The organism is Acinetobacter sp. V91_7 (assembly GCF_031799075.1).
Lineage (GTDB): Bacteria > Pseudomonadota > Gammaproteobacteria > Pseudomonadales > Moraxellaceae > Acinetobacter > Acinetobacter calcoaceticus.
In genome coordinates this window covers 13,992-40,197 of the sequence record NZ_JAVQNT010000020.1, presented here as the reverse complement: position 1 = coordinate 40,197, position 26,206 = coordinate 13,992, and the positions used below count along the sequence as shown (strand labels likewise).

Here is a 26,206-nt window from a genome sequence, read left to right as displayed (position 1 = left end):
ATCTATTTCTAGATAGATACATCGAAATTCATATCAAAGTCATGTTATTGTGGTCATAAGAGCTAACGAAAATAGCATGGAGATCAAGATGAGTTACTATCATATCCTGATTGAAGTAAATGATCATATCAGCACAATTGAACAAACACGCGATATTGAACTGTTTGATATTATTGAAATCAAACCGTATCTTCATTCTATTCTAATCCCCTTTTTCAATGAGCATGAAATCGAGCTTGAGGATGAAAATATTGAATATAAAGATATTTTGCATCTTGAAGTGAAACAGACTCTGCTACCGATTGAACATTTAATCGAAGAAGAACAAAAGCAATTACCAAGTGATACAGATGTTACGATCACTGCATATGAAATCTTTAATGATCGAGATTTAAGCCAAGATGTCACTTCAGTTATTTTTGATATATTGGAAGCGGTTAAATTAGATTAGCAATCTTATACAAGTACTTATAAAAAAGGTCTGCATGTGCAGACCTTTTATTATTTTCAGTTTATTGCATCATTTTTTTGGCTTGTTCTTGACGGAATGCGCGTAAGATTTGTTGCCCTGCTCGTCCGCTTGGATTTAAACCTAAACGAGTTTGCTCTTGACGAATAGCCACACGGGTTTTATCCCCAATAAGACCATCAACCGCACCAATATCGTAGCCGCGATTAATCAAAAACTGTTGGATTTCACGACGTTCTGCACGTGAAGTTCCTGGATCATCAGTTGGCCAAGATGTCGCAAAAGGACGAGCGCCTTTTAAACGATCAGATAGATGAGCAATTGCAAGACCATAACTTTCCGCAGCGTTATAACTATAGATAGCATCAAAATTCTTAAATACTAAGAATACTGGACCATTTACGCCTGCTGGTGCCATTAAACCTGCCGAAGTACTGCTAGATAAAGTCCCTTGAACAAGTGGAGAGCCGTCAATTCGAGTAACACCTCGCGCACTCCAGCTACTTAAAGCTTTCTTTGAGCGTCGCCCTTCTCCATCAATTGACATACCTTGGGGAACTTTTACTTCGAAACCCCATGGCATTCCTGCTTGCCAACCCGCTTTATTTAAGAAATTAGCCGTTGAAGCCAATGCATCAACTGTACTAGACACCAAATCGCGACGACCATCTCCATCAAAATCAACAGCTAAACGTTCATAGGTCGATGGCATAAATTGCGTATGTCCAAATGCCCCAGCCCATGAACCTTTCAGTTGATCTTCAGTTAAGTCACCACGCTGTAAAATACGCATGGTGGCAAAAAATTCAGTACGGAAATAACTTTGTCGGCGACCTTCACAACTTAAAGTTCCGAGTGCTTGTAATAAAGGATATTTTCCAGAAATATCACCAAAATTACTTTCAACACCCCACACTGCCACAATTGTTTCTGGTGGTACGCCGTAAGTTTGAGAAGCACGATTTAAAACATCGCGATATTGCGCCAACTTTTGTTTTCCAAGCTCAACACGTTCTTCATCGACTAAGCCAGAAAGATAATCCCAAATAGGCGTCGAAAATTCTGGTTGATAATTTAACTTATCAATAACCGAATAATCTGGAGTTAAGTTTTGAGTATAACGATCATAGGTTGTACCAGAGACTCCGGCAGCAATCGCTTGAGAGCGTAAATTTGCCAAACAACTTTGGAAATTATTATTAGGCGTATAATTTTCGTTAGTCACTGTCGGAACAGTGGCATTGTTAGATATTGTGGAACCATTAATTACGAGCTCTGCTTGAGCCTGAGTCATTGCTAAAAATACAGAGCCAACAATACAAGAAAAACGTCGCATATTATCCCAGTTTCAATTTTTGAATTTAAATTTTTAAGTACCATACCATTATGAGTCTAAAATTTCAGAGAGAAAACGTAAATTTGAATTCATAATCTCTTCTTTAAATTCATTTCCCGTATTTTAAATTCAAATTTTCCACTTTATTTTGAATTTAAAACTTCTGCGAAGTGCATCACTAGTTTTGAATTCAAAATAATAGCGTATAGTTTAAATTCAAAAACCTTATTTTAAATTTAAACTATAAAACATGTGTTTCTGTGGATAAACTTATCCACAACCAAGCAAAAACAGTACTATTTATTGATTCTTTTCTATATTTCGTCATTCTTTATGACACAGCAAATCCAATCACCGACAATCTGTATTTTTAAATTCAAAAGTTAACCCATGTTTTAAATTCAAACCAGCCACGTTATTTTGAATTTAAAACACTTCAACAATCACCATTAGTTTTGAATTCAAAAAACACAACCTCTACCGCATAGTATAAATCAAATCCTCTTGTGGATAACTAACTTTAAATTCAAAACAATGTAAAAAACTTGTTTTCACTTTTTAAATTTAAAAACACTACCAATATTTAAATTCAAAAATTCACGTAAAAAGTTATCCACAAACCCAAAAATACTTATGATTTATTATTTTTTAAATTTAAAAGATAAAAAAAGCGATCCGAAGATCGCTTTTTAGAGAATTAGAAATACTTTTAGAAGGTCATATCTGCTGTTAGAGCGAGTGGTTCTGGCAAAATTTTCGCCAATTGACGGCATAAGGTCGTCAATTCATTACTATCCACAGGCATTAAAGTGATATGACCTAATTTACGGCCAGCACGTTCAGACTTGTTATAAAGATGTAGATGAGCACCATTTAAGGCAAGTACATCTTCAGTTTTAGGATGCTGACCAATAATATTGATCATGACCGTTGGGCGAACAACGTCTGTTGAACCTAATGGAAGACCTGCAACAGCTCGAATATGGTTTTCAAACTGAGAACAGACAGCGCCTTCAATTGACCAGTGACCTGAGTTATGCACACGTGGTGCCATCTCATTTGCACACAAACCTTGTTCTGTCACAAACAGCTCTAGAGTCAACACACCAACATAGTTGAGGTGATTCAACAACCGTGTAATGTAGTCTTGAGCAACAGGCTGTAAAGCTTCACTATTCGGTGCTGGAACAATTGAGTGCGATAAAATGCCATTATGGTGGTGATTTTCAGCCAATGGCCAAGTTTTTACTTCACCATTTTGGCCGCGCACCGCAATAATTGAAACTTCGCGAGAGAATTTAACAAAGCTTTCGGCAACTAGACTTTTTGCAGGACCAAGTTCAGCCCACGCGGTGTCAATCTGGTCTTCTGAACGAAGTACAAACTGACCTTTACCATCATATCCACCAGTTGCAGTCTTAAGCACAATCGGTAAACCAAGCTCAGCAACAGCCTTTTTCAAACTTTCTAAACTATCTACAGCACGATACGGCGCAACAGGAATAGAAAGTTCATCAAACAATGCTTTTTCTGACAAGCGATTTTGCGCAGTCGCTAAAGCAACACGGGGAGGGTGCAATGCTTTGGTTTTTGTTAAAACATCAACATCTTCAACTGGTGTATTTTCAAACTCAAGACTGAAAACATCAGCACTTTCAATAAACTGCTTTAAACCTTGCTCATCTTGGCTAGAAAAGACTTGGCCTAAAACACCTGCTGGACAATCTGTATTTGCTTCAAAAAAAGTACACTGAATATTTAATGGTAACGCCGCTTGAGCCATCATTCGACCCAGTTGCCCACCACCAAAAATACCGATAGTTTTATCCATCTCAGCCTCTTACACCTGACCCGGAATATTTTTGCTTGCAACTTTATCAGTTTGCGCAGCGCGGAAATCAGCAACATTTTTTGCGATTTCAGGACGAGTTAAACCTAAGATTTGTGCCGCCATAATTGCAGCATTCGTCGCGCCTGCTGGACCAATCGCTAAAGTACCTACTGCGATACCAGCTGGCATTTGTACGATTGAAAGCAAAGAATCTACGCCATTTAAAATTGATGATTTCACTGGCACACCCAAAACTGGTAAATCAGTTTTTGCGGCACACATTCCAGGTAAATGCGCTGCACCACCAGCACCAGCAATAATCACTTGAATACCACGATCACGCGCAGTTTCTGCATATTCAAATAAACGATCTGGAGTACGATGAGCAGATACCACTTCCGCTTCAAATGGGACACCAAGCTGTTTAAGCATATTGGCTGTGTTTTCGAGAGTTGCCCAATCAGATTGAGAACCCATAATAATTCCAACGAGAGGTTGAGCGTCTTGTGCTGCGGCCGCATTCATTGCTAATGTTCCAGAGACAAAAGTAAAAGAAGATAAATCTCGACGAGAGCCAAGTTTTAAATGGTTCGAAAGCCCATTATTATAGACTGATTTTTCATCTCACGAAAATTTAACTGACCAGCTCTGCGAATATTTTTAATCTCATAAATAAATGTCATGGTTTAACAGTGACACATTCTCAAATTTTCTTAATATAGCGCGCTTAATGAAATCAATGCTTTTAACTATGAAAACCCAACGCCAAGAGATCAACAATTTTCTAAAATTCTAAAAAAAGCGTGTAAACACCCAGCAAGATAATCAGGTATTTAGAAAATAATAGCTTGTATAGAATCAATTATTCAATACAAGCTATTGCAGATTATTGGCTTCTAAATACGAAATAAACACAGCCAAATAGACATAACATCGCCCACAAGTAATCTAGTTTAAATGGTTGTTTAAACAAGAAAATCATAAACGGTACAAACACAATCAGCGTAACCACTTCCTGTGTGATCTTCATTTCACCAAGTAACCAACCTTGTGCACTCAGCATACGAGTAGCAGGAATCATAAAACTGTATTCAAGCAAGGCAATAATCCAACCGAATAAAATCGCTTGCCAAAGTGGAGCATGGTGCAAAAATTTAAGGTGCCCATACCATGCAAGTGTCATAAAACAGTTAGAAATAATTAATAGCGTAAAAGCTAAAACCGTTGGGCTCAAAGGCACATCCCTCATCATCACGATGATTTAAGTATTATTAAAGATACAAAACATTATAAAAGATAAAACTGTAATTCAGCTTAAATACAAAAAATAAAGCTGTACTTTTATAAGGGCCTCAAACACATAGAACAACAACGATTTTTGACTATCTTTTCCCGTTTAGCCTTGCTATCGTTGCTGCCAAATTTATCAATAATGAACGCGCAGACACTTGACGTGCTGTGTATAGAAGCAGTGGAGAAGGCGAGCAATGCATCTGCATATCTTGGGTATTTGTGGCACTTTTATGGGCTCTTTAGCACTTTTAGCTCGTGATTTAGGGCATAAGGTAACCGGTTCCGATTCAAACGTTTACCCACCAATGTCTACCCAGTTAGAAAACGCAGGTATTACCCTCATGCAAGGCTATGATCGTAGTCATTTGCAGCCTCATCCAGATTTAGTGATTGTCGGAAATGCCATGAAACGTGGTATTGATGCTGTGGAATATATGCTTAACGAAGGTCTACCATATATTTCTGGTCCACAGTTCCTTGCTGACCACGTTTTACAAGGTAAACATGTACTTGGTGTAGCTGGTACTCACGGTAAAACCACGACTACAACCATGCTGGCTTGGGTACTTGATCAGGCGGGTTTAAACCCAGGCTTTTTAATTGGTGGTGTTCCACTTGGTTTTAGTGAAAGCGCTCGTTTAGGTGGCGGCAAATACTTCTGCGTTGAAGCCGATGAATATGATTCTGCTTTCTTTGATAAGCGCTCTAAGTTTGTTCACTATCACCCGAAAACGGCGATTTTAAACAACCTTGAATTTGACCACGCCGATATTTTTGATGACCTAGCGGCTATTCAAAAGCAATTCCATCATCTTGTTCGTACCATTCCAAGTGAAGGCCGTATCATTGCGCCAATTACTGAAACTCATATTGATGAAGTACTTGAAATGGGTTGCTGGACGCCAGTCATTCGTACAAGTTTAGAAGCGAATGAAAAAGCGGCTTTATCTGCCGAACTCATTTCAATTGATGGCAGCCATTTTAAAGTACTTGAAAATGGTAATGTCGTTGGTGAAGTGAAATGGAGCATGACAGGACAACATAGCGTAGCTAATGCTTTGGCAACGATTGCAGCCGCTCAGCATGTGGGTGTGGCGCTTGAACAAGCCTGTGAAGCTTTGTCTAACTTTGGTGGCGTGAAACGTCGTATGGAGTTGCTTGGCACAGTCAATGGCATTGAGGTTTATGATGACTTTGCTCACCATCCAACTGCAATTGACACGACTTTAGATGGCGCACGTAAACGCTTAGGCGAACGCCGTTTATGGGCCATTATCGAACCACGTTCAAACACAATGCGTATGGGCAGTCATAAAGATGGCTTAGCACACTCAGCACGCTTAGCAGACGAAGTCATCTGGTATCAACCAGAAGGTTTAGATTGGGATTTACAACCCGTGATTGAAGCTGCGTCTAACCATGCTCAAGTTAGCCGTTCACTTGATGAAATTATTGAACGTATTGTCAATGAAGCAGGTGAGGGCGATGCGGTTGTGATTATGTCTAATGGTGGCTTTGGTGGATTACATCAAAAATTAATGAATGCATTAAAAGCAAAAGCTGCCTAACTTCGCTTTAGATAATTCAATAAAAAAATGGGTTTCAAATTGAAACCCGTTTTTTTATTCAGCCATTTTAAACCTTCTCTGGCTCTATATTTTCTATAAATTTATTAGAAACCATTAAACGTAAACTATAGACAATACCCATCGCAAAAACGCTATATCCCACGTTATTACAAATAAACGGAATACATAAAATGATGAGGGCCGTAATAGGGTAAAACCATTTGCTGATTCCTGCTAAACATTCAAATTCGTATAGTCCCCAAATGCAGGTGGTATAGAGCACTACACTCACCGCAACGACTATTCCCATATATAAATCGGAAATATGGGCATGATGGGTTGTGACATCCACAGCAGCAGCAAGCGCAGCGCCCACCGTAGCAATACTCACAAAAACAAAGTAATGACCATACCCCCATACAAACGGGCGCACACCTTTCAAATGGTGATGCTGTTCACTACGGTCAAAATAAGCCCACCACATTGCGAACATAAGCATCAATCCACCGATCATTAAGAAAACGGCAGGAATATTAATAGATTGAGCAGTCAGCGCATCACGGATTGCATTAAAGCTACCAATAATTGATTCACCCAACACAATAATCGTAAGCAGGGCATAACGCTCTACAATATGATGTGGATGCCACGGCGTAGGTGAATATTTTTCTGCATAGTAGGGAACAAATAGCTCCATCGCAGCCAGAAATAAAAATAAAGGGGCCGAAAGTACATGGGTAAAATTGGCAACTAACCAACCAATCTGTACCAGTACAATTCCTATTGCATAACGATAAGCCGTAATACGCCGAGCAGGATCGTATTTTGCTGCACGCAACCACTGGGTCACTAACGCCATTCGCATGATGACATAACCGATGATCATTACGTCAAAATCCTGACTATGAAATACATCAGGAATGCCTGCTGCCATCACCAATGAACCTGCAATTTGCACAAAGGTGAGGCATCGATACAACGCATCGTCGTTATCGTAAGCCGAAGCAAACCATGAAAAATTCATCCATGCCCACCACAGCGCAAAAAATACCATCAAGTAGCTTGGTAACGCATGCCATAGATGATTTTCAATAATGGCGTGATGTAACTGCTGACCAGCTGTTGCAATCGCGACCACAAAAATTAAATCGAACAATAATTCGAGGGGAGTCGCTGCTCTATGCGGCTGTTTTGGATCTCTTGGAGATAAAGGCCTCAAACTTAATTTTTTCTGTTTTTCTTGAGTAGTCATAAAATAACGATCTCGAATAAAATGCCAACACGTTAGCACTTTAATATCAACGCTTAGATCACGCATTAAAAATTATCGTCCTAAGCTGTTTAATCTTTACTCACAAACAAACTATATTTCATTTTTGTGACAATTCTTTATCAAGACATTAAGCTTAATTCTTTATCATAGCTCACGTTTTTGTTCTCGTTTGGAATATGAATGTCTTTAGAAACACTCAACCTTAGCTTATTCCATGTTATTAATGGGGCTCAGGATGCGAGTCAATTTATCATTCGTCTTGCTATCTTTTTTGCTAATGATCTCCTCTATATTCTTTTATTCACCCTTACATTTTTATGGTTCTATGGCGACCAATATTTAAAAAATAGGGTTGTTAAATCTGTCTTTTTGACCTGCGTGTCGCTTTTAGTAGGTTATGTTATTTCTCTGTTTTACCATCACGCAAGACCGTTTGTGATGGGTGTTGGTACTACTTTTATCGAACATGCACCAACGGCATCTTTTCCAAGTAATCATATGCTGATTTTTAGCACCATCGCTCTGTCTTATTTATTTGCTCAGCGCAAACTGATTGGAATAATTCTTCTATTCTTGTCATTTGTCGTGGCATGGTCACGTATTTATTTAGGTGTGCATTTCCCTTTAGATATGTTGGGCGCTTTCATCGTAGCGCTATTGGTAAATACAGCCGGATATTACTTCTGGAATGCTTATGGCATGCATTTAACAGCATTCTTTATTCACCTTTACCAAATTATATGCAAACCACTTTTAGATCGAGGTTTAATTAAATAACCTTTAGATCCTTTTTAGTGTTAAAAACCACGAAATTAAGTTCAGTTGCGTAATACTAAAAAATCTGCCATTCTATGTGTACTTGGATATGTTTTATCCAAAACAGAATTTAGTTTGACAAGGGGAGTAGCCTCCTCCAAACATAACAGCAATGTTATGTGTCAGATATCGTCAATACACTTTTATTAAAAAGTCGGTATCTGAGCATCATGAAATTCATGATGTAGGCAAGACCTTGATCATGTTGGCACAGATGTTTAATTCATCTGGCAACGGGTCAAGGTTTTTTTATGCCCAATTGCCGGATGTGGAGGTTTTATGGAATCGATCGGCAATTTATGGCTGTATGTAGCATTCTTTGGCATTGTCATTGTCATGCTCCTGATAGACTTTTTAGGCTTTAAGCAAAAGCAAGGTCAGGATGTTTCAATTAAGCAAGCTGCTTACTGGAGCGTGGCGTGGGTGAGTGTCGCAGCGTTATTTGGTGGTGGTTTATGGCTTTACCTACAACAAACTGTTGGGATGACCTTAGCAAATCAAAAAACCATGGAATACTTTGCTGGTTACTTGCTTGAAAAGTCGCTCGCAATTGACAACGTTTTCGTCTGGTTAATGATTTTCGCAGCATTTGCTATTCCAGCTGCACTACAACGTAAAATTTTGCTCTACGGCGTATTAGGCGCAATCGTACTACGTACTCTCTTTATCTTTATTGGTGCATGGTTCGTTCAAGAATTCTCTTGGGTGCTTTATATTTTCGGTGCATTCTTGGTATACACAGGCTTTAAGTTCTTAAAAGGCCAAGAAGAAGAAACCAATATTGAAGACATCAAAGCTCTAAAATGGTTACGTAAGCACATGCGTATTACGCCTCAGCTTGAAGGTGACAAATTCTTTGTCCGTCAAAATGGTTTATTGTGGGCAACGCCGTTATTTTTAGTGTTAATTTTGGTTGAAGCTTCTGACGTTATTTTCGCAGTAGATTCTATTCCTGCTATTTTCGCGGTAACTAGCGATCCGTTTATTGTTTTAACAGCAAACTTAATGGCAATTTTAGGTTTACGCGCAATGTTCTTCTTGCTTGCTGGCGCTGCAACCAAATTGCATTACTTACCATACGGCTTAGGCATCATCTTATTGTTCATTGGTGCGAAAATGTTGTTGCTTGATGTATTCCACATGCCAATCTGGATCTCGTTAAGCTTTATCGTAATAGTGTTAGCCATTACGGCTTACCTTTCTTTACGACACAACAAAAAGCAATTGCAGTCTTAATTCATCACAACAAGGCATCTACAAGCGAGATGCCTTGTGCTTTAAATTTTCAAAATAGACTGTACTTTAAAAAAACAGATTAATATTATATGCCAACTTAAAATTTATCTTTCCTAATCAGAAACATAATAGATAACAGCTATTCGGTATTTTATGCCGAACATACCTATTAAAATGTGTGGAGTCTCATGCGTTCTAAAAAAATTAATCTTGTAGTCGTCCCTTTATTACTCACGGCATGTAGCCATAATGATGGTCCTTTAGTACAAGATGTATATAACAACCAATATGACTGTGCTCGCGACTGGAATACTGAAAATTGTGAAGAAGAAAATAACTCAAGTGGACATAGTTCTGGTTCAGGCCATTATTTAGGACCTGCGTATTATCGAAATAACCGCGAAGTTTCTTATCACGGCAATACCTTACATCCTTATAGCAACTTGAGTGCTGGTCGCCCCATCATTTCAACCACGGCGAAAAGCTCGTCTTTTTCATCGCCAATTCGAGGTGGATTTGGTCGTAGCGGTTTTTCTTTCGGCGGCTAAGTCTTCAGGCATTAACATAAGATGAAAAGAAAAATCTTTACTCCACGCCCAGACTGGCAAGTGGAGCATCAAAATATTGGTTTTGATTACTTTAATTTACCTTCTCTCGATGGCTCAATTTACTGGTCTGAAGGAGTTGCTTACGAGTTTACCCTTAAGCAGATTGAACAACTTGAGGACGCAGCAACTGAACTGCATCAAATGTGTTTATCTGTTGTAGGAGAACTCATTCAACGGGGTGACTATCCTGCTTATTTTCAAATTCCAGAAGCAGCCCTAAGCCATATTGAAAGCTCATGGAAACAAAATGCACCAATGCTCTATGGTCGCTTTGATTTCGCCTACGATGGGCGGAATATCAAAATGCTGGAATACAACGCCGATACACCTACCGGCTTACTAGAAGCATCTGTAGCGCAGTGGCTGTGGATAGAACAAGTCTCAGGCATTGCGAACCGAGACCAGTTCAATAGCATTCATGAAGACCTGATTAAACGCTGGAAGACGATTTTACCGCGCGGTAGTCATGTGCATTTTGCTGCCTGTCAGGAAGCGGGACGAGAAGATTGGGGTAATTTAGAGTATTTGATGGATACAGCCTACCAAGCTCATCTACAAGTTTCCGAGCTTTCTATGGAAAACATAGGTTGGAACGGACAAGATTTTGTTGATCTTAATAATCGCCCCATTCAAAACCTGTTCAAGCTCTATCCATGGGAATGGATCTGGGAAGAATCATTTTCTCAATATATTCATCCACAAACCCAGTGGATTGAACCTTGTTGGAAAATGCTACTTTCAAATAAAGCCATTCTGGTTGAGCTTTGGAAACGTTACCCAAACCATCCTTTATTGGTCGAAACCCATACTTATGACCCACAGCGAACATTGGCTGGCAAATGGGTGAAAAAACCGATTTTGGCAAGGGAAGGGGCTAATATTCGGGTTTTACAAGATGGCCATGACCAAGGTGCAGCTTCTGGTAGTTTCTATTTTGATGACTATGACAAATACGGTTACGTCGTACAAAAATGGGTAGATACCCCATTATTTTCAGGACAACTCCCTACACTCGGATTATGGATGGTCGGTCATCAATGCGCAGGTATGTCCATTCGTGAAGATTGCTACGACATTATCGGTAATGATGCTCACTTTGCAGCACATTATTTTATTGAGTAATAAACGCCTAGATATGCATAAAAAAGCACTTTAAAAGTGCTTTTTTATTATGCCCGTAACGCAGTCAATTAGTGCATTCTAAGTGTATAGCGAATAATGAACTATAGTCTCTAAAACGAAATTAGAACAAAAATTCAAAAATATAATGACTTAATCTTATGTAATTTAATACTTTTATTCACTTTTCTTTGATCAAAAATCTAGATTGGCAAGCTCTTTGCATCTCCTAAAAAGAAAAAAGCCTAGATTTTAAGGGCTCGTGAGAGCCCTAATTTTTTTAAGGAGTAATGCCATGAATGCTATCCCAACTTTAACGCCACTTGCTATGCCATGTAACAGCAGTTTTGATGCAAAAGATTGGGAAATTTTATCTACTCACTGGTATCCGGTTGCTCGTATTCAAGACGTCTCTACTACACCCCAGCGAGTGACACTATTAGACGTGAATATGGCACTGTATAAAACAGAAAGTAGTGAAATTCATCTGGTCCGAGATATTTGCCCCCATCGTGGTGTTCCTTTAACCAAAGGATGGGTAGACGGTGAGGAAATTGTTTGTCCTTATCATGGTCTACGCTATAACACCGAAGGGAAATGTACCCAAATACCAGCTCAACCCGAACTAACCAAGATCTCTGATCGTTTTTCTCTGACCAAATTTCCAGTTGTTCAACGTTATGGCCTCATTTGGACCAGTATTCATGGTCATGATGTTGCTCAAGCCAATATTCCAGTATTAGATACTTGGGATCAGACAGAGCATCAAGCAATTTTGCCACCATTTGTCGATATTGGCGGTTCTAGCGGACGTCAACTTGAAGGTTTTATCGATGTCGCTCATTTTGCATGGGTACATCACAATGCCTTTGCTAATCGCGATAATCCAATCGTCCCTAAATATCACACTGAACGTACCAACTACGGCTTAAAAACGGTCTATATCAGTAATGTCAGTAACTATCCGCATGAACTAAAACATCTCGAACCAGAAGGCTTTTTGTGGAAGCGCACCTTTGATGTCTATCCACCTTTTTCAGCCGTGCTTACGGTCGATTTTCCAGAAGGCGGTGTTTTAAAAATTTTGAACGCCTGTTGTCCTATCTCAAGTAATAAAACTCGTTTATTTGTTCCATTAACACGTAACTTTGATCAAACAGGCGATTTAGAAAACGTATATGCATTTAATGCTCAAATTTTTGCTGAAGACCAAGACATGGTCGAATCACAAAAGCCAGAAGAATTGCCGCTAGATTTAATGATGGAAGCTCATTTTGAAGCTGACCGTTCATCAACGACTTATCGTCGGATCTTGGCTGAATGGGGACTAAGTAAACGTTATACCGTTTAAATCTTGGTTAACTGGGGTACAATCAACCGAAAAAAGTGAAAATATAAAGGCTTTCCATGTCATTGATCGCAAATACCACCGTTGTGCGTGGTCGTTTTTTAGATATTCAGCAAACTGTCTCTGAGCCAACTGATATTCCAAATCAAGTACGTTATTTGGAAGATGGTGTATTGGTTAGTGAACATGGAAAAATCAAATGGTTTGGTGCATGGGATGAAGCTCAAGAGTATCTTCCTGCTGGGGTTGAAGTTCAACATTACCCAGAACAATTGATTGTACCCGGCTTTATTGATACCCATATCCACTTCCCGCAAACCGAAATGGTGGGAGCATACGGCGAACAACTTTTAAGCTGGCTCAATACCTATACATTTCCAACTGAAATCCAGTTTCAAGACAAAGCATATGCAAGTGAAATTGCCCAGTTCTTTGTTCAAGAACTCTTAAAACACGGTACAACCACCGCTCTCGTTTTCTGTACAGTTCACCCTGAGTCTGTTGATGCTTTATTTGAAGCCGCAGAACACGTTCAGATGCGTTTAATTGCAGGTAAGGTTCTCATGGACCGTCATGCACCTGAAGCGCTGTGTGACACGCCAGAAACGGCTTACAGCGACACAAAAGCACTCATTGAAAAATGGCATGGCAAGGGTCGTGCGCTGTATGCCATTACGCCACGTTTTGCGCCAACCTCTACACCTGAGCAATTAGAAAGAGCAGGGCAGTTAAAGCAAGAATTTCCTGATGTTTATGTACATACACATTTAAGCGAAAACAAAGATGAAATTGCTTGGGTGAAATCTTTATTTCCAGAACAGACTGGTTACTTAGATGTTTATCAACATTATGGCCTGACTGGTAAGCGCTCCGTGTTTGCTCATTGCGTTCACCTAGAAGACGAAGAATGGCAATGTATGCATGATACACAATCGGCTATCGCATTTTGCCCAACGTCGAATCTGTTCTTAGGTAGTGGTTTATTTCCATTGAAAAAAACGTGGGAAAAACAAGTGAAAGTGGGCTTGGGTACAGATATCGGTGCTGGTACATCATTTAGTTTGCTGCAAACAGTTAACGAGGCCTATAAGGTTCAGCAATTACAAGGCGATAAACTTTCAGCTTATGAAGCGCTCTATCATGCAACTTTAGGTGGGGCAAAAGCGCTTGACCTGCAAGATCAACTAGGAAACTTCAACATCGGTAAAGAAGCAGATTTTGTTGTCTTGAATCTTAAGCCAACAGCATTACAGCAACTTCGCCAGTCTAAATCCAAATCTGTTGAAGATTCACTGTTTGCATTATTCACGTTAGGTGATGACCGAAATATTGAGGCGACTTATATTTATGGAAAACGTGCTTATCAAAAAGAAACAGCCTAAACAAAATCGTGCTGTTAAGTTTTTGTTATTATTTGGAATATGCGCACTAGCATTAAAGCGTGATCGACATATTGCTCAAAATGATAAAATTTCTGGCTTATCAAAGGGTGCATGAAAAGTCATTTTGCTTTAAAATTTTACCATTAACTCAGATTTTAGAGGTGTTGCAGGTCAACACCTTTTTTATTTTTTCTTTTATATCTTGTAGGAATCTGACATGACTGTTGCAATGAGCATCATGATTTCAACCGAAGAAATTCAAGCAAAAGTCAAAGAGCTCGGCGAGCAAATTAACGCTCACTATGCAAATAGTGACAAAGAGTTGGTCCTGATTGGGCTACTGCGTGGTTCTGTTATTTTCATGGCAGACTTATGTCGCACGATTACCAAACCGCATGAACTCGACTTTATGACTGTGTCTAGCTACGGCGGCGGTACAACTTCAAGTCGAGATGTTAAAATCTTAAAAGATCTTGATGGTGAAATTCGCGGTAAAGATGTGTTGGTGGTTGAAGATATTATCGACTCAGGTAATACCTTAAGCAAAGTTATGGAAATGTTGCAAACCCGAGATCCAAATTCAATTCAATTGTGCACATTGGTGAGTAAACCATCTCGCCGTGAAATTGATCTTGAAGTTAAATTTTTAGGTTTTGAAGTTGAAGATAAGTTTATTGTTGGCTACGGCTTAGACTACGACCAAAAATATCGCCACTTACCCTTTATTGGTGAAATTGGTTTATAAATTTCAAAAAAATAGCACTGAAAGGTGCTATTTTTTTATATAACGTTTTAGTTTTGAACAAAAAAGACACAAAAAGTCGCAATCTGCTACAGACAAAACAGACAGCTCTAACGCACGATAGAATATGAAGCAAAATCATTAACTTCACCAAAAAAACAACTGGAGAACAAATATGTGGTCACTTATTGTTGCTATTGTGGTTGGTTTCTTTGCTGGTTTAATCGCTCGTGCCTTACATCCAGGCGATGATAAAGCAGGTTTTATCGTAACAACCCTCATCGGTATTGCAGGTTCACTTTTAGCTACCTATGGCGGACGATTACTGGGGCTTTACGGAGAAAATTCAGTTGCTGGATTTATCGCATCCGTTATTGGTGCTGTGATTATTCTCTTTCTTTACAACTTGATTGCACGAAAAAGTTAATTACTTTCAGGCAATAAAAAAAGCACCGAATGGTGCTTTTTTTAATTTGTTTTATAAACCTAACTCTTTCCAAACAGCTTGAATTTCTTCTGCAGAACGAGCACCTACCATTTTAAAACCATTTGCAAAAATCAGGGTAGGAGTGCCATTAAAACCTAATCTCTTTCCAAGCTCTAAATTACGGTCAATTGGATTAGCACAGCTCGCAACTGTTGGTCTAACGCCTTGCTGAATCAGTTTTTTCCATGAATAGGATTGATTCGGTGCACACCATACTTGTCTAGACACTACAATAGACTGGGGCTTTAAAGGATAAATAAACGTGTAAATTGTCACGTCTTTCAGCTTGTCCAACTCAGGCTCAAGCTGCTTGCAATAAGGGCAGTTGGGATCAGAAAATACTACTAAAACATGCTGCCCACTACCTTTAACCGTTTTAATCGCATCTTTTAAAGGAAGTTGATTCCAGTCAATTGAGTTCTGTCCTAGAACTAGATCTTTGGTCAAATTCTTCTGATCTTTTAACCGAATCATAGAGCCAACAAGCATATGCTGACCATCTTCGCCAACATAGATGATTTGTTGATCCAGATTAGCGCTATATAGCCCAGGCATTTCGGTTTTTTGAATATTGCTAATTTTTAAATTAGGATATTGTTTTTTAATATTTTCTCTGACCGAGTCCACATTAGCGAAACTCAAACTCGCCGTTAAGCTAAATAATGCCAATATTCCTAATTTTTTAAGCATAAAACCAACTCATAGGTAAGAGAAGTTTATTCTAATCAGTTCAGATGATTAAACCAGAACTGCTTACCGAGTTATAACCAAACTCCCACTCAGTTATGCCAATGTTTCACGTGGAACATAAGCAGGTTTTAAATCGTTAATTTCTACCGAAATATGGACGATTTCATCATGAATCGATAAAGCATGGCGAATCTGGTCTGCGGTTAAAGAAATATCATCAGTTCCGAGCGCCAAAATACAAGAAAACTTGCCTTTTGCGACTTTCCAGACATGAATATCTGTAATTTCGATGTGTTTAGGAAATTCAGCAATCACTTCACGAATTTCTTCAACCACAGGATGGTCCATTTCTGCATCCAGAAGGGTTTTCCCTGTCTCTTTGATTAACCCAAGAGACCATTTTGCAACCAAAATAGCACCTAAAATTCCTAAAAGTGCATCTAAAAAATCCCAGCCAAAATATTTACCCGCACAAAGCGCAATAATTGCAAAAACGGAGGTCACAGCATCTGCAACCACATGTAAAAATGCAGCTTTTTGGTTTAAATCGTGATGGTGATTCCCATGCTCGTGATGGTGATGGTGATGGTGATGGTGATGGTGATGGTGATGGTGATGGTGATGGTGACCATCATCATGAAGTAACCACGCACAAATCAAGTTAATTACTAAACCTAAAATTGCAATCGGAATAGCTTCATTATAAAAAATCTCAACCGGATTAAATAAACGCTGAACCGACTGAAATGCCATAAAAATAGCTACAACCATAAGCAAAATTGCGCTGCTATAACCCGCTAAAATCTCGATTTTCCAGGTTCCAAAGCTAAAACGGTGATCTTTGGAATAATGACGGGCCGCACGATAGGCAAAGTAGGCTAAACCGAGTGCCAACATGTGCGAACTCATATGCCAACCATCAGCTAATAATGCCATTGAGTTAAAGAACCACCCACCAAATACTTCTAACACCATCATGGATGCCGTTAAAATGGTTGCAATCAAAATACGTTTTTGTGCAAGTGGATTTCCTTCATCAAACTGATGTTGATGATGACGTGATACACTATGATCCTGCATAAAATTCAAACCCAATATACTCCCTACCAGTATATTGAATTATACAAGAGAACACAGATGAGTCACATTGGTCAGGATAAAAAAATACTTAATCGTGTAAAACGACTAAAAGGACAAATTAACAGTATCGAGCATGCCGTTGAACAGTCGGATCTTTCATGCATAGAAATACTGCAACAAGTTGCCGCAATTAAAGGTGCGATAAACGGTTTGATGAGTGAATTGATGGAACAGCATTTACATCACCATGTGCTCAAAGAAGCACAAGTTGATCAGAATGAATTAGATGAGTTTTTAAAGGTTCTAAAAAGATACGGTTAACGAGATTACTGAATGACACAGCCATCTGCATCATTCAGAATTTTTTAATTATTTTCCAATACAAAATGAACCAAAGATTTTGCCTAATAGGTCATCGGCGCTAAAGTCACCTGTAATTTCACCTAAAGCATTCTGAGCAAGACGTAATGATTCAGCAACGAGTTCACCTGCATTAAATACAACAAGTTGCTCATGTGCCTCTGATAGATAGAGCTGTGTGCGCTTCATTGCGTCTAAATGACGCGTTCTCGCAATAAAGGTGTCTTCCTCAGGATGAAAGCCTGCATGCGCTGTAATCGCATCTACGAGGCCTTGTACACCCATCTCTTGTTTTGCAGAAACGGTAATATGACGGAATCCTTGAAAATCACTTATTTCAGCTAATTGACCAGTTAAATCACATTTATTACCAATTAACATCAAGCGACGCGGCTCAATATGTTCAGCAAAATATTCTTGAGCGAGTTTTAATGGATCATCACCTTGATTTAGGTCATAAACCAGCAATAACAAATCAGCTTGTTCAATTTCTTTAATTGCTCTGCGAATCCCTTCTTTTTCAACGATATCACCCGTTTCACGAAGGCCCGCAGTGTCTGTTAAGGTGATTGGTAGGCCATTTAAGCTAATTTTTTCATGCAAAACATCACGAGTTGTACCAGCAATATCGGTCACAATTGCACGCTCAACACCAGCAAGCGCATTCAACAAGCTAGATTTACCCGCATTTGGTTTACCGGCAATAACGACTTGTAAACCTTCACGTAATAATTGACCTTGTCGTGCAGATGTTTGAACGGCATGTACCGACTGCTGAACATTTTCAAGTAAAGCTAAAATTTTACCATCTGCCAAGAAATCGATTTCTTCTTCAGGAAAATCAATTGCGGCTTCCACATGTAACCGTAAATGAATCAGTTTTTCTAAAACAGTATTAATTTTGGTCGAAAAAGCGCCTTGTAAAGAGCGAACAGCAGAACGTGCAGCAGCTTGCGATGTCGCATCAATCAAATCGGCAATGGCTTCTGCTTGAACCAAGTCCATCTTGCCATTTTCAAAAGCTCGCATGGAAAATTCACCAGCTTTTGCAGCGATTGCACCAAGCTCAAATAGACGACCAAGTAAGGCATTCTGAATGACTGGACCGCCATGCCCTTGTAGCTCTACAACATCTTCACCTGTAAACGAATGAGGATTTGGAAAACATAGGACAATCCCTTCGTCCATAATGCTTCCATCAGCATCATAAAACTTACGAAAACCAGCCATACGTGCTTCAGGCAAGTTTTTTTGTGTCAGGTTTTGAGCAATTTCATAAGCCTTAGGTCCCGATAGGCGAATCACGCCCACACCACCACGCCCGGGTGGCGTTGCAATTGCGGCAATCGTGGTTTGACTTTGCATATTATTCACCTAAAAACCTAAAATCCAGCCAAAGAAAAATCCGCCTAAGATTACCATCTTAAGCGGATTTATTCAGCAAAAGTTCAACGATTAAGATGCTGATTCAGTCTTACTTAAACGACTTTTCTCAACGCTCTTATTAATAAACGACTGCTGTAAAATAGTAATACTGTTGTTCACAATCCAGTACAACACGAGACCTGCAGGGAAGAACAGCATAAATACCGTGAACATAATCGGCATAATGCGGAACACTTTTGCCTGCATTGGGTCAGCTGGTTGTGGGTTCAACATTTGCTGTGCAAACATGGTAGCACCCATGATTAACGGCAAGATGAACCAAGGATCCATTGCTGATAAGTCTTGAATCCAGCCTAACCATGGTGCATGACGTAATTCCACACTTTCCATGAGTACCCAGTACAAGGCAAGGAAAATTGGCATTTGTAGCAACAATGGTAAACAACCTGAAAGCGGATTCACTTGTTCACGTTTGTATAAAGCCATCATTTCTTGTGAGAAGCGCATACGGTCTTCACCGAACTCTTCTTTCATGCGTTGCATTTCTGGTGCAATCACACGCATTTTCGCCATAGAACGATAACTTTTTGAAGATAAAGGCCACAAAATCATCTTCACCATAACGGTAAGTAAGATGATTGACCATCCCCAGTTGCCCACAATGCTATGGAAGAATTGAAGACCTAAGAACAATAACTTGGCAATCGGCCATAACCAGCCATAATCAACAGTCTGATTCAAACCAACCGCTAAATCTTTTAATTCAGCTTGAACTTTAGGACCTGAATAAAGTTTTGCGTCCACTTCCATTGAAGTGCCTGCTGGAACATTAATCACTGGTGAGGTAAAACCAATGATATTCATATGATCAGCAGATTGACGAGATTCAAGTTTAGCTACATAAGGCTGACCATTCGCTTGAGTCAGTTTAAGATTCCCAGGAATCCAAGCACTTACAAAATAATGCTGAACAATCGCAACCCATCCACCTTTCGCTTCAGTGCTTACTTTTTCTTCTGAGAAATTAGCAAACTTCAGCTTATTGTAATGTGACTCAGGCGTGCCCCAAGCTCCACCTAAGAAAGTTCCTAGAGTGAAAATACCTTGAGAAGATTTACCAGGATCGTCAGAGTTATCACGCTTTAATTGTCCAAACATCTGACCTTGCCAGCTTTGTTGGCTACGGTTAATAACTTGATGTCTTACAACAATTGGATATTGCCCTTGGGTAAAAGTAAAAGTTTTAATAATTTCAACGCCTTCCGGTGTTTTAAATACCATCGGAACGTTTAAAACTTTTTCAGATTGACCCTTTTGATCCTGTGCACCCTTAGCATCAGCCAAAGTATATGATGTTTTTTCAACAGCATATAATGGACGACCACCACGACTACTATCTGGTCCATTCAAACCAATTAAGCCAGATTGAGCAACATAAGTACGCTTAGAATCATTTTCAAGCATAACAAATGGCTGATCGCTGTCTTTGCTTTTGTCGTGTGAGAGTAATTCAATACGAACAATATCACCACCTTTTGGATTGATCCAAATATGGTAAAGGTCAGTTTGTACTGAAATAAGCTGTTGATTCACAGGTGCAGTTGCATCTGTGGTTTGTGACTGCGCAATATTTGCTTGTGGCACATCGGAAGCCACTGTTGCATTTTTAGCATTTGGCAAATCAGCAGATACTTCATATGAACTTACAGCCGCCGCTTGTTTTTGCGGTGCAGTTGCAGCATTTCCATAATCTTTTTGCCAAGCCAAAATGAGCAAATATGCGGTGACAAACATGGCCCCGAGAATTGCAAACCTGGCCCATTGTTGCATATCTATTACCCCAAATGGTTAGAGAGATTTTGCTTCAGTAAACGATCACGAAAGGGTACAGCAACATGATGCGTTTGAGAATCTATTTGATGAAACGAAATAAAACGAATTGCTTTTGGCGGTACCGGATCATATCCAGATCCTCCCCACGGGTGACAACGACAAATCCGTTTAGAAGATAACCAAACGCCTTTTATCGCACCATGAGTTTGCAATGCTTCTATCGCATATTGGGAACAAGTCGGGATATAACGACAACGGGGTCCAAGAAACGGACTAATCGCAATTTGATACAGTCGAATCAACCAACGTAGAAAACGAACCATTGGCTATCTCTTAATTCTGCGAGGTTGTGCCAACTTTAGAATGTTTTTTTGCTAAGCGCTGTAATTTTTGCCAAGCAAAATCTAATTGTTGATATAGCTCAGCATTCGTAATCGTTTCTATACCAACTTTTGGCATTACCACAATATCTATGTCTGATCCAAAATTCGGCTGATGTAGACGAAAGCTCTCACGAGCAAGACGTTTTATTCGATTTCTTTCATGTGCACGGCGCACTTTTTTCTTAGCAACAACAATACCCAAACGGCTATTAGGCTGTTCGGTTAATTTTGCAAGAAATAAAAAATGGGGTTGATGCACTTTAAAAAGCGCACCATCGAATACACTTTTATAATCTGCAGCACAGCGTATTCGCACATCTGTGCTAAAATTGTAAAGTGTCATCACACCCAAGTCTGGTCAGCGTAACAGTAATTAAACAGTTAAGCTATGACGACCTTTTGCACGACGACGAGCTAATACTTGACGACCAGCTTTAGTTGCCATACGAGCGCGGAAGCCATGAACGCGTTTACGCTTTAATTCAGATGGCTGGAAAGTACGTTTCATATCGAAACTCCCAAAAATGATCTTTCTATAAAGGTCCGCGATTTTATTGTGCAATGTTTACGCTGTCAATGAAAAACCAAGAAAGTTTTGTATTTAACCCAAATTTTTAATCTCTCTACTTCTTTTTTATGATTTTCATAATTCAGTGCAATATATAGTTTTTAAAGTTATACACAAAGTAATTGTCTATTTTTATTAGAGCTTTTATTATATACACACCTTATATACATACTTATCAACAAAATAAGATATCATCTTGGCTTTGATTTGCTGCATTTGAATTTAAATTCATATTTTGTAGTTATCCACAAAAGATCACACCCCTATTAAATAAATTCAAATTTTAAAATTTATATTTATTCTTATTAGGAGCTACTTTTCCTGTGGATTTCGCACTTTTAAATTTAAAAAACATGTATTTGGGTTGTTGATAACTCTGTTTCTATTATATTTATGGATTGTGGATAAGTTTATGTGATAATTTATCCACAGGTTGTGCAAAAAGTTATACACAAGTGGTTTTGAATTTAAATTTATTCACAAGAGATTTCTTTTTAGGCAAAATCAGTCGAATTCGTCATGACAGATGTGGATAACTTGGTTAGAATGGCGACCCCTTCTTATCAGGAAGGGTTAATCTTTAGATTATTTGAATTTAAAAATGCAGAAATAGGGGATACACATGCTTTGGACAGACTGCTTAACTCGCTTGCGACAAGAGCTCTCTGATAACGTCTTTGCGATGTGGATTCGCCCATTAGTTGCTGAAGAAGTAGAAGGAATACTACGTCTCTATGCTCCTAACCCTTATTGGACGCGTTACATTCAAGAGAACCATTTAGAATTAATTTCTATATTGGCTGAGCAGTTGTCAGAAGGGCGTGTCCGTCAGGTTGAGATTTTAGTTGATTCTCGTCCTGGGAGTATTTTGTCATCTGCTGAACAACCAGCAACCACTACTGCTGCTTTGCAATCTGCGCCACCACAAAGTATTAAAGTAAAAAAAGAGCCCGAGTCTGTTTCTAGTCCTCATACCAATAGTGTGGTCAATCCTAAAATAGCGAAGAAGAAGCTACTAAACCCTCAGTTTACTTTTTCTTTATTTGTTGAAGGCCGTTCGAATCAGATGGCTGCTGAAACATGTAGAAAAGTATTAACTCAATTAGGTGCTTCACAGCATAACCCTTTATTTTTATATGGCCCCACAGGGCTAGGTAAGACTCACTTAATGCAGGCAGTTGGCAATGCCTTACTACAAGCCAAACCTAATGCCCGTGTGATGTATATGACTTCTGAGAGTTTTGTTCAGGATTTTGTGAGTTCTTTACAAAAAGGCAAAGTAGAAGAGTTTAAGAAAAACTGCCGTTCTTTAGATTTATTATTGGTCGATGATATCCATCTCTTAGCAGGTAAAGAGGCGAGTCTAGTTGAATTCTTCTATACATTTAATGCTTTACTTGATGAATCTAAACAAATTATTTTAACTTCAGACCGTTATCCAAAAGAGTTAACAGAGTTAGATCCGCGTTTGGTTTCCCGTTTTTCTTGGGGACTTTCAGTAGGTGTTGAACCACCAGATATTGAAACTCGTATCGAAATTTTATTAAAGAAAGCGGAAAATAGCGGTGTTGATTTACCTCGAAATTGTGCCTTATTTATTGCACAACAAGTTGTTGCGAACGTGCGTGAACTTGAAGGGGCACTTAATAAAGTCGTTGCAATTTCCCGTTTTAAAGGTGCACCAATCGATCTTGATGTGGTTCGTGAATCTTTAAAAGATGTGTTGGCGATCCGTGCTCGAACAATTAGTGTAGAAAATATCCAGCGTGTGGTTAGTGAATATTTCCGTATCCCATTAAAAGAATTAGTGGGGCCAAAACGTACACGAATTTATGCTCGACCACGTCAGTTGGCAATGGGACTTGCTCGTGAGTTGACCGGTGATAGTTTTCCAGAAATTGGAATGGCTTTTGGTGGACGCGATCACAGTACAGTGATGCATGCTTGTGAAAAAGTAGCCAGTCTGCGAGAAGAAGATCCAATTTTTGACGAAGATTATAAAAATCTACTACGTCTACTTCAGAGTTAATGAAATGATAAGACCTTGTTGCAAAGTCTACGTAAGTGCAGCATAGTACACAGCTAAAAAATGAAATATTTGCTCCAAGTTGCTAGAGGAATGAATCGTGCGTTTGAAAATCGCTAAAGAAAGTTTACTCAATGTTTTATCGCATGTTGTCGGTGCGGTAGAACGTCGTCATACATTGAATATTCTTTCAAACGTCAAAATTCAGACTAATGCTCAGGCGCTCACCATTACTGGTTCTGATCTAGAAGTCGAGCTGGTTGCGAGCACTGTTTTATCAGAAGGGGCATGCCTTGAAGCAGGGGAAACAACAGTCCCTGCTCGTAAGTTAATGGAAATTTGTAAATCATTGCCTACAGCCGCATTAATTGATTTACAAATTACTGAAGATCAAAGATGTATCTTAAAGTCTGGTAATAGCCGTTTTGTATTAGGGACTTTACCCGCAGAAGATTATCCATTATTGACGACTGAAAATAGTCAGGGTACTCAAGTACAAGTAACCCAACGTGAGTTAAAGCGTTTATTTGAAAAAACTGCTTTTGCGATGGCTGTACAAGATGTACGTTTCTATTTAACGGGTACTTTATTGGAAATTGATGAAAATCAATTACGTGCAGTAACAACAGATGGTCACCGTTTAGCACTTTGTGAAATTACAGCGTCTTCTACATCAGCTCAATTGGTTCAGGCCATTGTACCTCGTAAAGCTGTTGGTGAATTACAGCGTTTACTGAGTATTGAAGATGAACAATTAACTTTGTTGATTGGTCGTGAATTGTTAAATGTAACCATCAATACGCCAAGTCGTGATAAAGAACAGGGCAATATTACTGTTCGTTTTACTACAAAATTGATTGATGGCAAATTCCCTGATTATCGTCGTGTGATTCCACGTGGTGGCGATAAACATGTCTTAATTAGCCATGATGTATTTAAGCAATCATTACAACGTGTCGCAATTTTGAGTAATGAAAAGTTGCGTGGTGTTTTCTTGAATTTTAATCAGGATTCTTTACAGCTTCGTGCGAATAACCCTGAGCAAGATGAGGCTATTGAAGATTTAGCTATTCAATATCAAAATATACCACTCGAAATGTCATTTAATGCGCAATATTTACTTGAAGTATTGGGTGTACTTGATGGCGATGACGTAAATATGAGTATGAGTGAGGCGAATCAGTCTGTTTTGGTTCAAGATCCGGCGCATAGTGATCAAACTTATGTAGTTATGCCGATGCGTGTATAGTCTGGCTATCTAATATGCATCTTACGCGCTTAAATATTGAACGTGTGCGTAATTTAAAAACGGTTGCACTCCAAGGATTGCAACCGTTTAATATATTTTATGGCGCTAATGGTTCAGGAAAAACCTCAATTCTGGAAGCAATTCATTTGCTTGCAACAGGGCGATCGTTCCGCACTCATATTCCTAAAAATTATATTCAGTATGCTGCCGAAGATGCGATTGTCTTTGCTCAGTCTAGTACTGAGAAAATTGGCATGCAAAAGTTGGCCTCTGGTGAGCAGTTGATGAAGGTCAATGGCGACACCGTGGCTACCCAAGGCCAACTTGCTAAATTACTTCCTTTGCAACACCTTGATCCACAAAGTACAGATATTATTGACCATGGGGCAAAACCACGGCGCCAACTTTTAGATTGGTTGATGTTCCACGTGGAACCTGAGTTTTATTTTGCATGGCAATACTACTCGCGTGCATTAAAACAGCGAAATACTTTACTTAAAACCCGACGGAATTTGTCTTTGGCTGATTTAGAGCCTTGGAACAAAATGTTGAGTGATTATGGTGAAATTTTGCACTCTCAGCGGTTGGGTATTGTGGAACAATGGAATGTTTTTTTTCAAAATGATTTGAGTCAATTACTCCCTGATCTTGAAATTGAACTGGAATACAGTCCAGGTTTTCATACGGAGCAGGGACTCATGCAAGACCTGCTTAATCAACATCAAAAAGACATCGAACGACGTTATACCGAATATGGTCCACATCGCGCCGATTTGCGCTTAAAAACCCCTTATGGACATGCTGATGTGGTTTTATCAAGAGGTCAGAAAAAACTGCTGATTATTGCCTTAAAACTGTCACAAATTGCAATGTTGCATGCGAGTAATAAGGAAACTGTGGTATTATTAGATGATCTGACAGCAGAATTAGACTTAACCGCACAACAACGTTTAATTGAACGATTAAGCCAACTTGGTAGCCAGGTTTTTATGACAACTTTAGATCATGCATCGGTAAAAAAACATTTACATGATTTGTCTATTTCATATCAATTATTCAATGTTGAATTCGGTCAAGTTAGTCTTGCTTCACCATAATTTTTTGATGTTACCCATCTTTGAAT

General features: G+C 39.1%; 26 protein-coding genes. 14 read left to right on the top strand and 12 right to left on the bottom strand.

The features are described 5' to 3' along the window. Nucleotides 1-76: 76 nt before the first annotated feature. Nucleotides 77-451, top strand: coding sequence for a hypothetical protein (locus tag RMB03_RS03010; RefSeq protein WP_003656007.1), 375 nt, complete (start codon nucleotides 77-79; stop codon nucleotides 449-451). A gap of 61 nt (nucleotides 452-512) precedes the next feature. On the opposite strand, the gene RMB03_RS03005 is transcribed toward RMB03_RS03010, so the two are convergent. From RMB03_RS03005 to RMB03_RS02990, 4 genes are all read right to left on the bottom strand, one after another. Beyond that, nucleotides 513-1,805 carry a lytic murein transglycosylase gene (locus RMB03_RS03005; protein ID WP_311073767.1) on the bottom strand — a complete coding sequence of 431 codons (1,293 nt, stop codon included), beginning with the start codon at nucleotides 1,803-1,805 and terminating at the stop codon, nucleotides 513-515. Nucleotides 1,806-2,514: 709 nt separating this feature from the next. Beyond that, nucleotides 2,515-3,636 (bottom strand): 5-(carboxyamino)imidazole ribonucleotide synthase, encoded by a 1,122-nt coding sequence (locus RMB03_RS03000; protein WP_311073765.1) that lies wholly within the window; start codon nucleotides 3,634-3,636, stop codon nucleotides 2,515-2,517. Between the two features lie 9 nt (nucleotides 3,637-3,645). Then, nucleotides 3,646-4,161 (bottom strand): 5-(carboxyamino)imidazole ribonucleotide mutase, encoded by a 516-nt coding sequence (purE, locus tag RMB03_RS02995; RefSeq protein ID WP_002115451.1) that lies wholly within the window; start codon nucleotides 4,159-4,161, stop codon nucleotides 3,646-3,648. A 361-nt stretch (nucleotides 4,162-4,522) separates the two neighbouring features. Continuing rightward, nucleotides 4,523-4,885: a DMT family protein gene (locus RMB03_RS02990; protein ID WP_080547845.1), complete on the bottom strand. Its 363-nt coding sequence runs from the start codon at nucleotides 4,883-4,885 to the stop codon at nucleotides 4,523-4,525. A 238-nt stretch (nucleotides 4,886-5,123) separates the two neighbouring features. On the opposite strand from RMB03_RS02990, the gene mpl reads away from it, so the two are divergent. Beyond that, nucleotides 5,124-6,497 carry a UDP-N-acetylmuramate:L-alanyl-gamma-D-glutamyl-meso-diaminopimelate ligase gene (gene mpl / locus RMB03_RS02985; protein ID WP_004640278.1) on the top strand — a complete coding sequence of 458 codons (1,374 nt, stop codon included), beginning with the start codon at nucleotides 5,124-5,126 and terminating at the stop codon, nucleotides 6,495-6,497. Between the two features lie 67 nt (nucleotides 6,498-6,564). Here the strand turns inward: mpl and RMB03_RS02980 are convergent, their stop codons facing one another. Continuing rightward, nucleotides 6,565-7,815 carry a low temperature requirement protein A gene (locus RMB03_RS02980; RefSeq protein WP_311073761.1) on the bottom strand — a complete coding sequence of 417 codons (1,251 nt, stop codon included), beginning with the start codon at nucleotides 7,813-7,815 and terminating at the stop codon, nucleotides 6,565-6,567. 135 nt (nucleotides 7,816-7,950) lie between these two features. Here RMB03_RS02980 and RMB03_RS02975 point away from each other — a divergent pair, with 135 nt between their 5' ends. From RMB03_RS02975 to RMB03_RS02940, 8 genes are all read left to right on the top strand, one after another. Continuing rightward, on the top strand, nucleotides 7,951-8,547 hold the full coding sequence (locus RMB03_RS02975; RefSeq protein WP_311073760.1) for a phosphatase PAP2 family protein: 597 nt from the start codon (nucleotides 7,951-7,953) through the stop codon (nucleotides 8,545-8,547). A gap of 318 nt (nucleotides 8,548-8,865) precedes the next feature. Further along, nucleotides 8,866-9,822 carry a TerC family protein gene (locus RMB03_RS02970; RefSeq protein WP_311073759.1) on the top strand — a complete coding sequence of 319 codons (957 nt, stop codon included), beginning with the start codon at nucleotides 8,866-8,868 and terminating at the stop codon, nucleotides 9,820-9,822. A 188-nt stretch (nucleotides 9,823-10,010) separates the two neighbouring features. Next, on the top strand, nucleotides 10,011-10,370 hold the full coding sequence (locus tag RMB03_RS02965; RefSeq protein ID WP_311073757.1) for a hypothetical protein: 360 nt from the start codon (nucleotides 10,011-10,013) through the stop codon (nucleotides 10,368-10,370). A 21-nt stretch (nucleotides 10,371-10,391) separates the two neighbouring features. Next, a complete protein-coding gene (locus RMB03_RS02960; protein WP_311073755.1) occupies nucleotides 10,392-11,552 on the top strand; it encodes a glutathionylspermidine synthase family protein in 1,161 nt (386 codons plus the stop codon). 292 nt (nucleotides 11,553-11,844) lie between these two features. Further along, a complete protein-coding gene (locus RMB03_RS02955) occupies nucleotides 11,845-12,900 on the top strand; it encodes an aromatic ring-hydroxylating dioxygenase subunit alpha (RefSeq protein WP_311073753.1) in 1,056 nt (351 codons plus the stop codon). Between the two features lie 56 nt (nucleotides 12,901-12,956). Further along, nucleotides 12,957-14,279 carry a guanine deaminase gene (gene guaD, locus RMB03_RS02950; protein WP_281836889.1) on the top strand — a complete coding sequence of 441 codons (1,323 nt, stop codon included), beginning with the start codon at nucleotides 12,957-12,959 and terminating at the stop codon, nucleotides 14,277-14,279. 217 nt (nucleotides 14,280-14,496) lie between these two features. Beyond that, nucleotides 14,497-15,024, top strand: a complete 528-nt coding sequence (gene hpt / locus RMB03_RS02945; RefSeq protein WP_004640259.1) for a hypoxanthine phosphoribosyltransferase — start codon at nucleotides 14,497-14,499, stop codon at nucleotides 15,022-15,024. 172 nt (nucleotides 15,025-15,196) lie between these two features. After that, a complete protein-coding gene (locus RMB03_RS02940; protein WP_004640258.1) occupies nucleotides 15,197-15,448 on the top strand; it encodes a GlsB/YeaQ/YmgE family stress response membrane protein in 252 nt (83 codons plus the stop codon). A 51-nt stretch (nucleotides 15,449-15,499) separates the two neighbouring features. Here RMB03_RS02940 and RMB03_RS02935 read toward each other — a convergent pair whose 3' ends face one another. After that, nucleotides 15,500-16,198 (bottom strand): DsbC family protein, encoded by a 699-nt coding sequence (locus RMB03_RS02935; protein ID WP_311073749.1) that lies wholly within the window; start codon nucleotides 16,196-16,198, stop codon nucleotides 15,500-15,502. A 93-nt stretch (nucleotides 16,199-16,291) separates the two neighbouring features. Beyond that, the gene (gene dmeF, locus RMB03_RS02930) at nucleotides 16,292-17,278 is read right to left on the bottom strand and encodes a CDF family Co(II)/Ni(II) efflux transporter DmeF (RefSeq protein ID WP_311073747.1); all 987 of its coding nucleotides are present in this window, start codon (nucleotides 17,276-17,278) and stop codon (nucleotides 16,292-16,294) included. Nucleotides 17,279-17,335: 57 nt separating this feature from the next. On the opposite strand from dmeF, the gene RMB03_RS02925 reads away from it, so the two are divergent. Next, entirely contained in the window at nucleotides 17,336-17,599 is a 264-nt protein-coding gene (locus tag RMB03_RS02925; RefSeq protein ID WP_003656024.1) for a metal/formaldehyde-sensitive transcriptional repressor, read from the top strand. A 48-nt stretch (nucleotides 17,600-17,647) separates the two neighbouring features. Here the strand turns inward: RMB03_RS02925 and mnmE are convergent, their stop codons facing one another. The 5 genes from mnmE to rpmH all read right to left on the bottom strand — a co-directional run bounded on the left by mnmE (nucleotide 17,648) and on the right by rpmH (nucleotide 21,748). Next, nucleotides 17,648-19,003, bottom strand: coding sequence for a tRNA uridine-5-carboxymethylaminomethyl(34) synthesis GTPase MnmE (mnmE, locus tag RMB03_RS02920; protein WP_005037755.1), 1,356 nt, complete (start codon nucleotides 19,001-19,003; stop codon nucleotides 17,648-17,650). A 90-nt stretch (nucleotides 19,004-19,093) separates the two neighbouring features. Then, nucleotides 19,094-20,854 carry a membrane protein insertase YidC gene (yidC, locus tag RMB03_RS02915; protein WP_311073743.1) on the bottom strand — a complete coding sequence of 587 codons (1,761 nt, stop codon included), beginning with the start codon at nucleotides 20,852-20,854 and terminating at the stop codon, nucleotides 19,094-19,096. A gap of 5 nt (nucleotides 20,855-20,859) precedes the next feature. Then, nucleotides 20,860-21,180, bottom strand: a complete 321-nt coding sequence (gene yidD / locus RMB03_RS02910) for a membrane protein insertion efficiency factor YidD (RefSeq protein ID WP_017387708.1) — start codon at nucleotides 21,178-21,180, stop codon at nucleotides 20,860-20,862. Nucleotides 21,181-21,190: 10 nt separating this feature from the next. After that, nucleotides 21,191-21,583, bottom strand: a complete 393-nt coding sequence (rnpA, locus tag RMB03_RS02905; RefSeq protein WP_004640245.1) for a ribonuclease P protein component — start codon at nucleotides 21,581-21,583, stop codon at nucleotides 21,191-21,193. A 30-nt stretch (nucleotides 21,584-21,613) separates the two neighbouring features. Further along, nucleotides 21,614-21,748, bottom strand: a complete 135-nt coding sequence (gene rpmH, locus RMB03_RS02900) for a 50S ribosomal protein L34 (RefSeq protein WP_000831329.1) — start codon at nucleotides 21,746-21,748, stop codon at nucleotides 21,614-21,616. A gap of 682 nt (nucleotides 21,749-22,430) precedes the next feature. Between rpmH and dnaA the strand changes: the two genes are divergently transcribed. From dnaA to recF, 3 genes are all read left to right on the top strand, one after another. Beyond that, nucleotides 22,431-23,837, top strand: coding sequence for a chromosomal replication initiator protein DnaA (gene dnaA / locus RMB03_RS02895; protein WP_311073740.1), 1,407 nt, complete (start codon nucleotides 22,431-22,433; stop codon nucleotides 23,835-23,837). A gap of 97 nt (nucleotides 23,838-23,934) precedes the next feature. Further along, entirely contained in the window at nucleotides 23,935-25,083 is a 1,149-nt protein-coding gene (dnaN, locus tag RMB03_RS02890) for a DNA polymerase III subunit beta (RefSeq protein WP_003656033.1), read from the top strand. A gap of 14 nt (nucleotides 25,084-25,097) precedes the next feature. Next, nucleotides 25,098-26,180 (top strand): DNA replication/repair protein RecF, encoded by a 1,083-nt coding sequence (gene recF, locus RMB03_RS02885; RefSeq protein WP_311073738.1) that lies wholly within the window; start codon nucleotides 25,098-25,100, stop codon nucleotides 26,178-26,180. Nucleotides 26,181-26,206 lie beyond the last annotated feature (26 nt).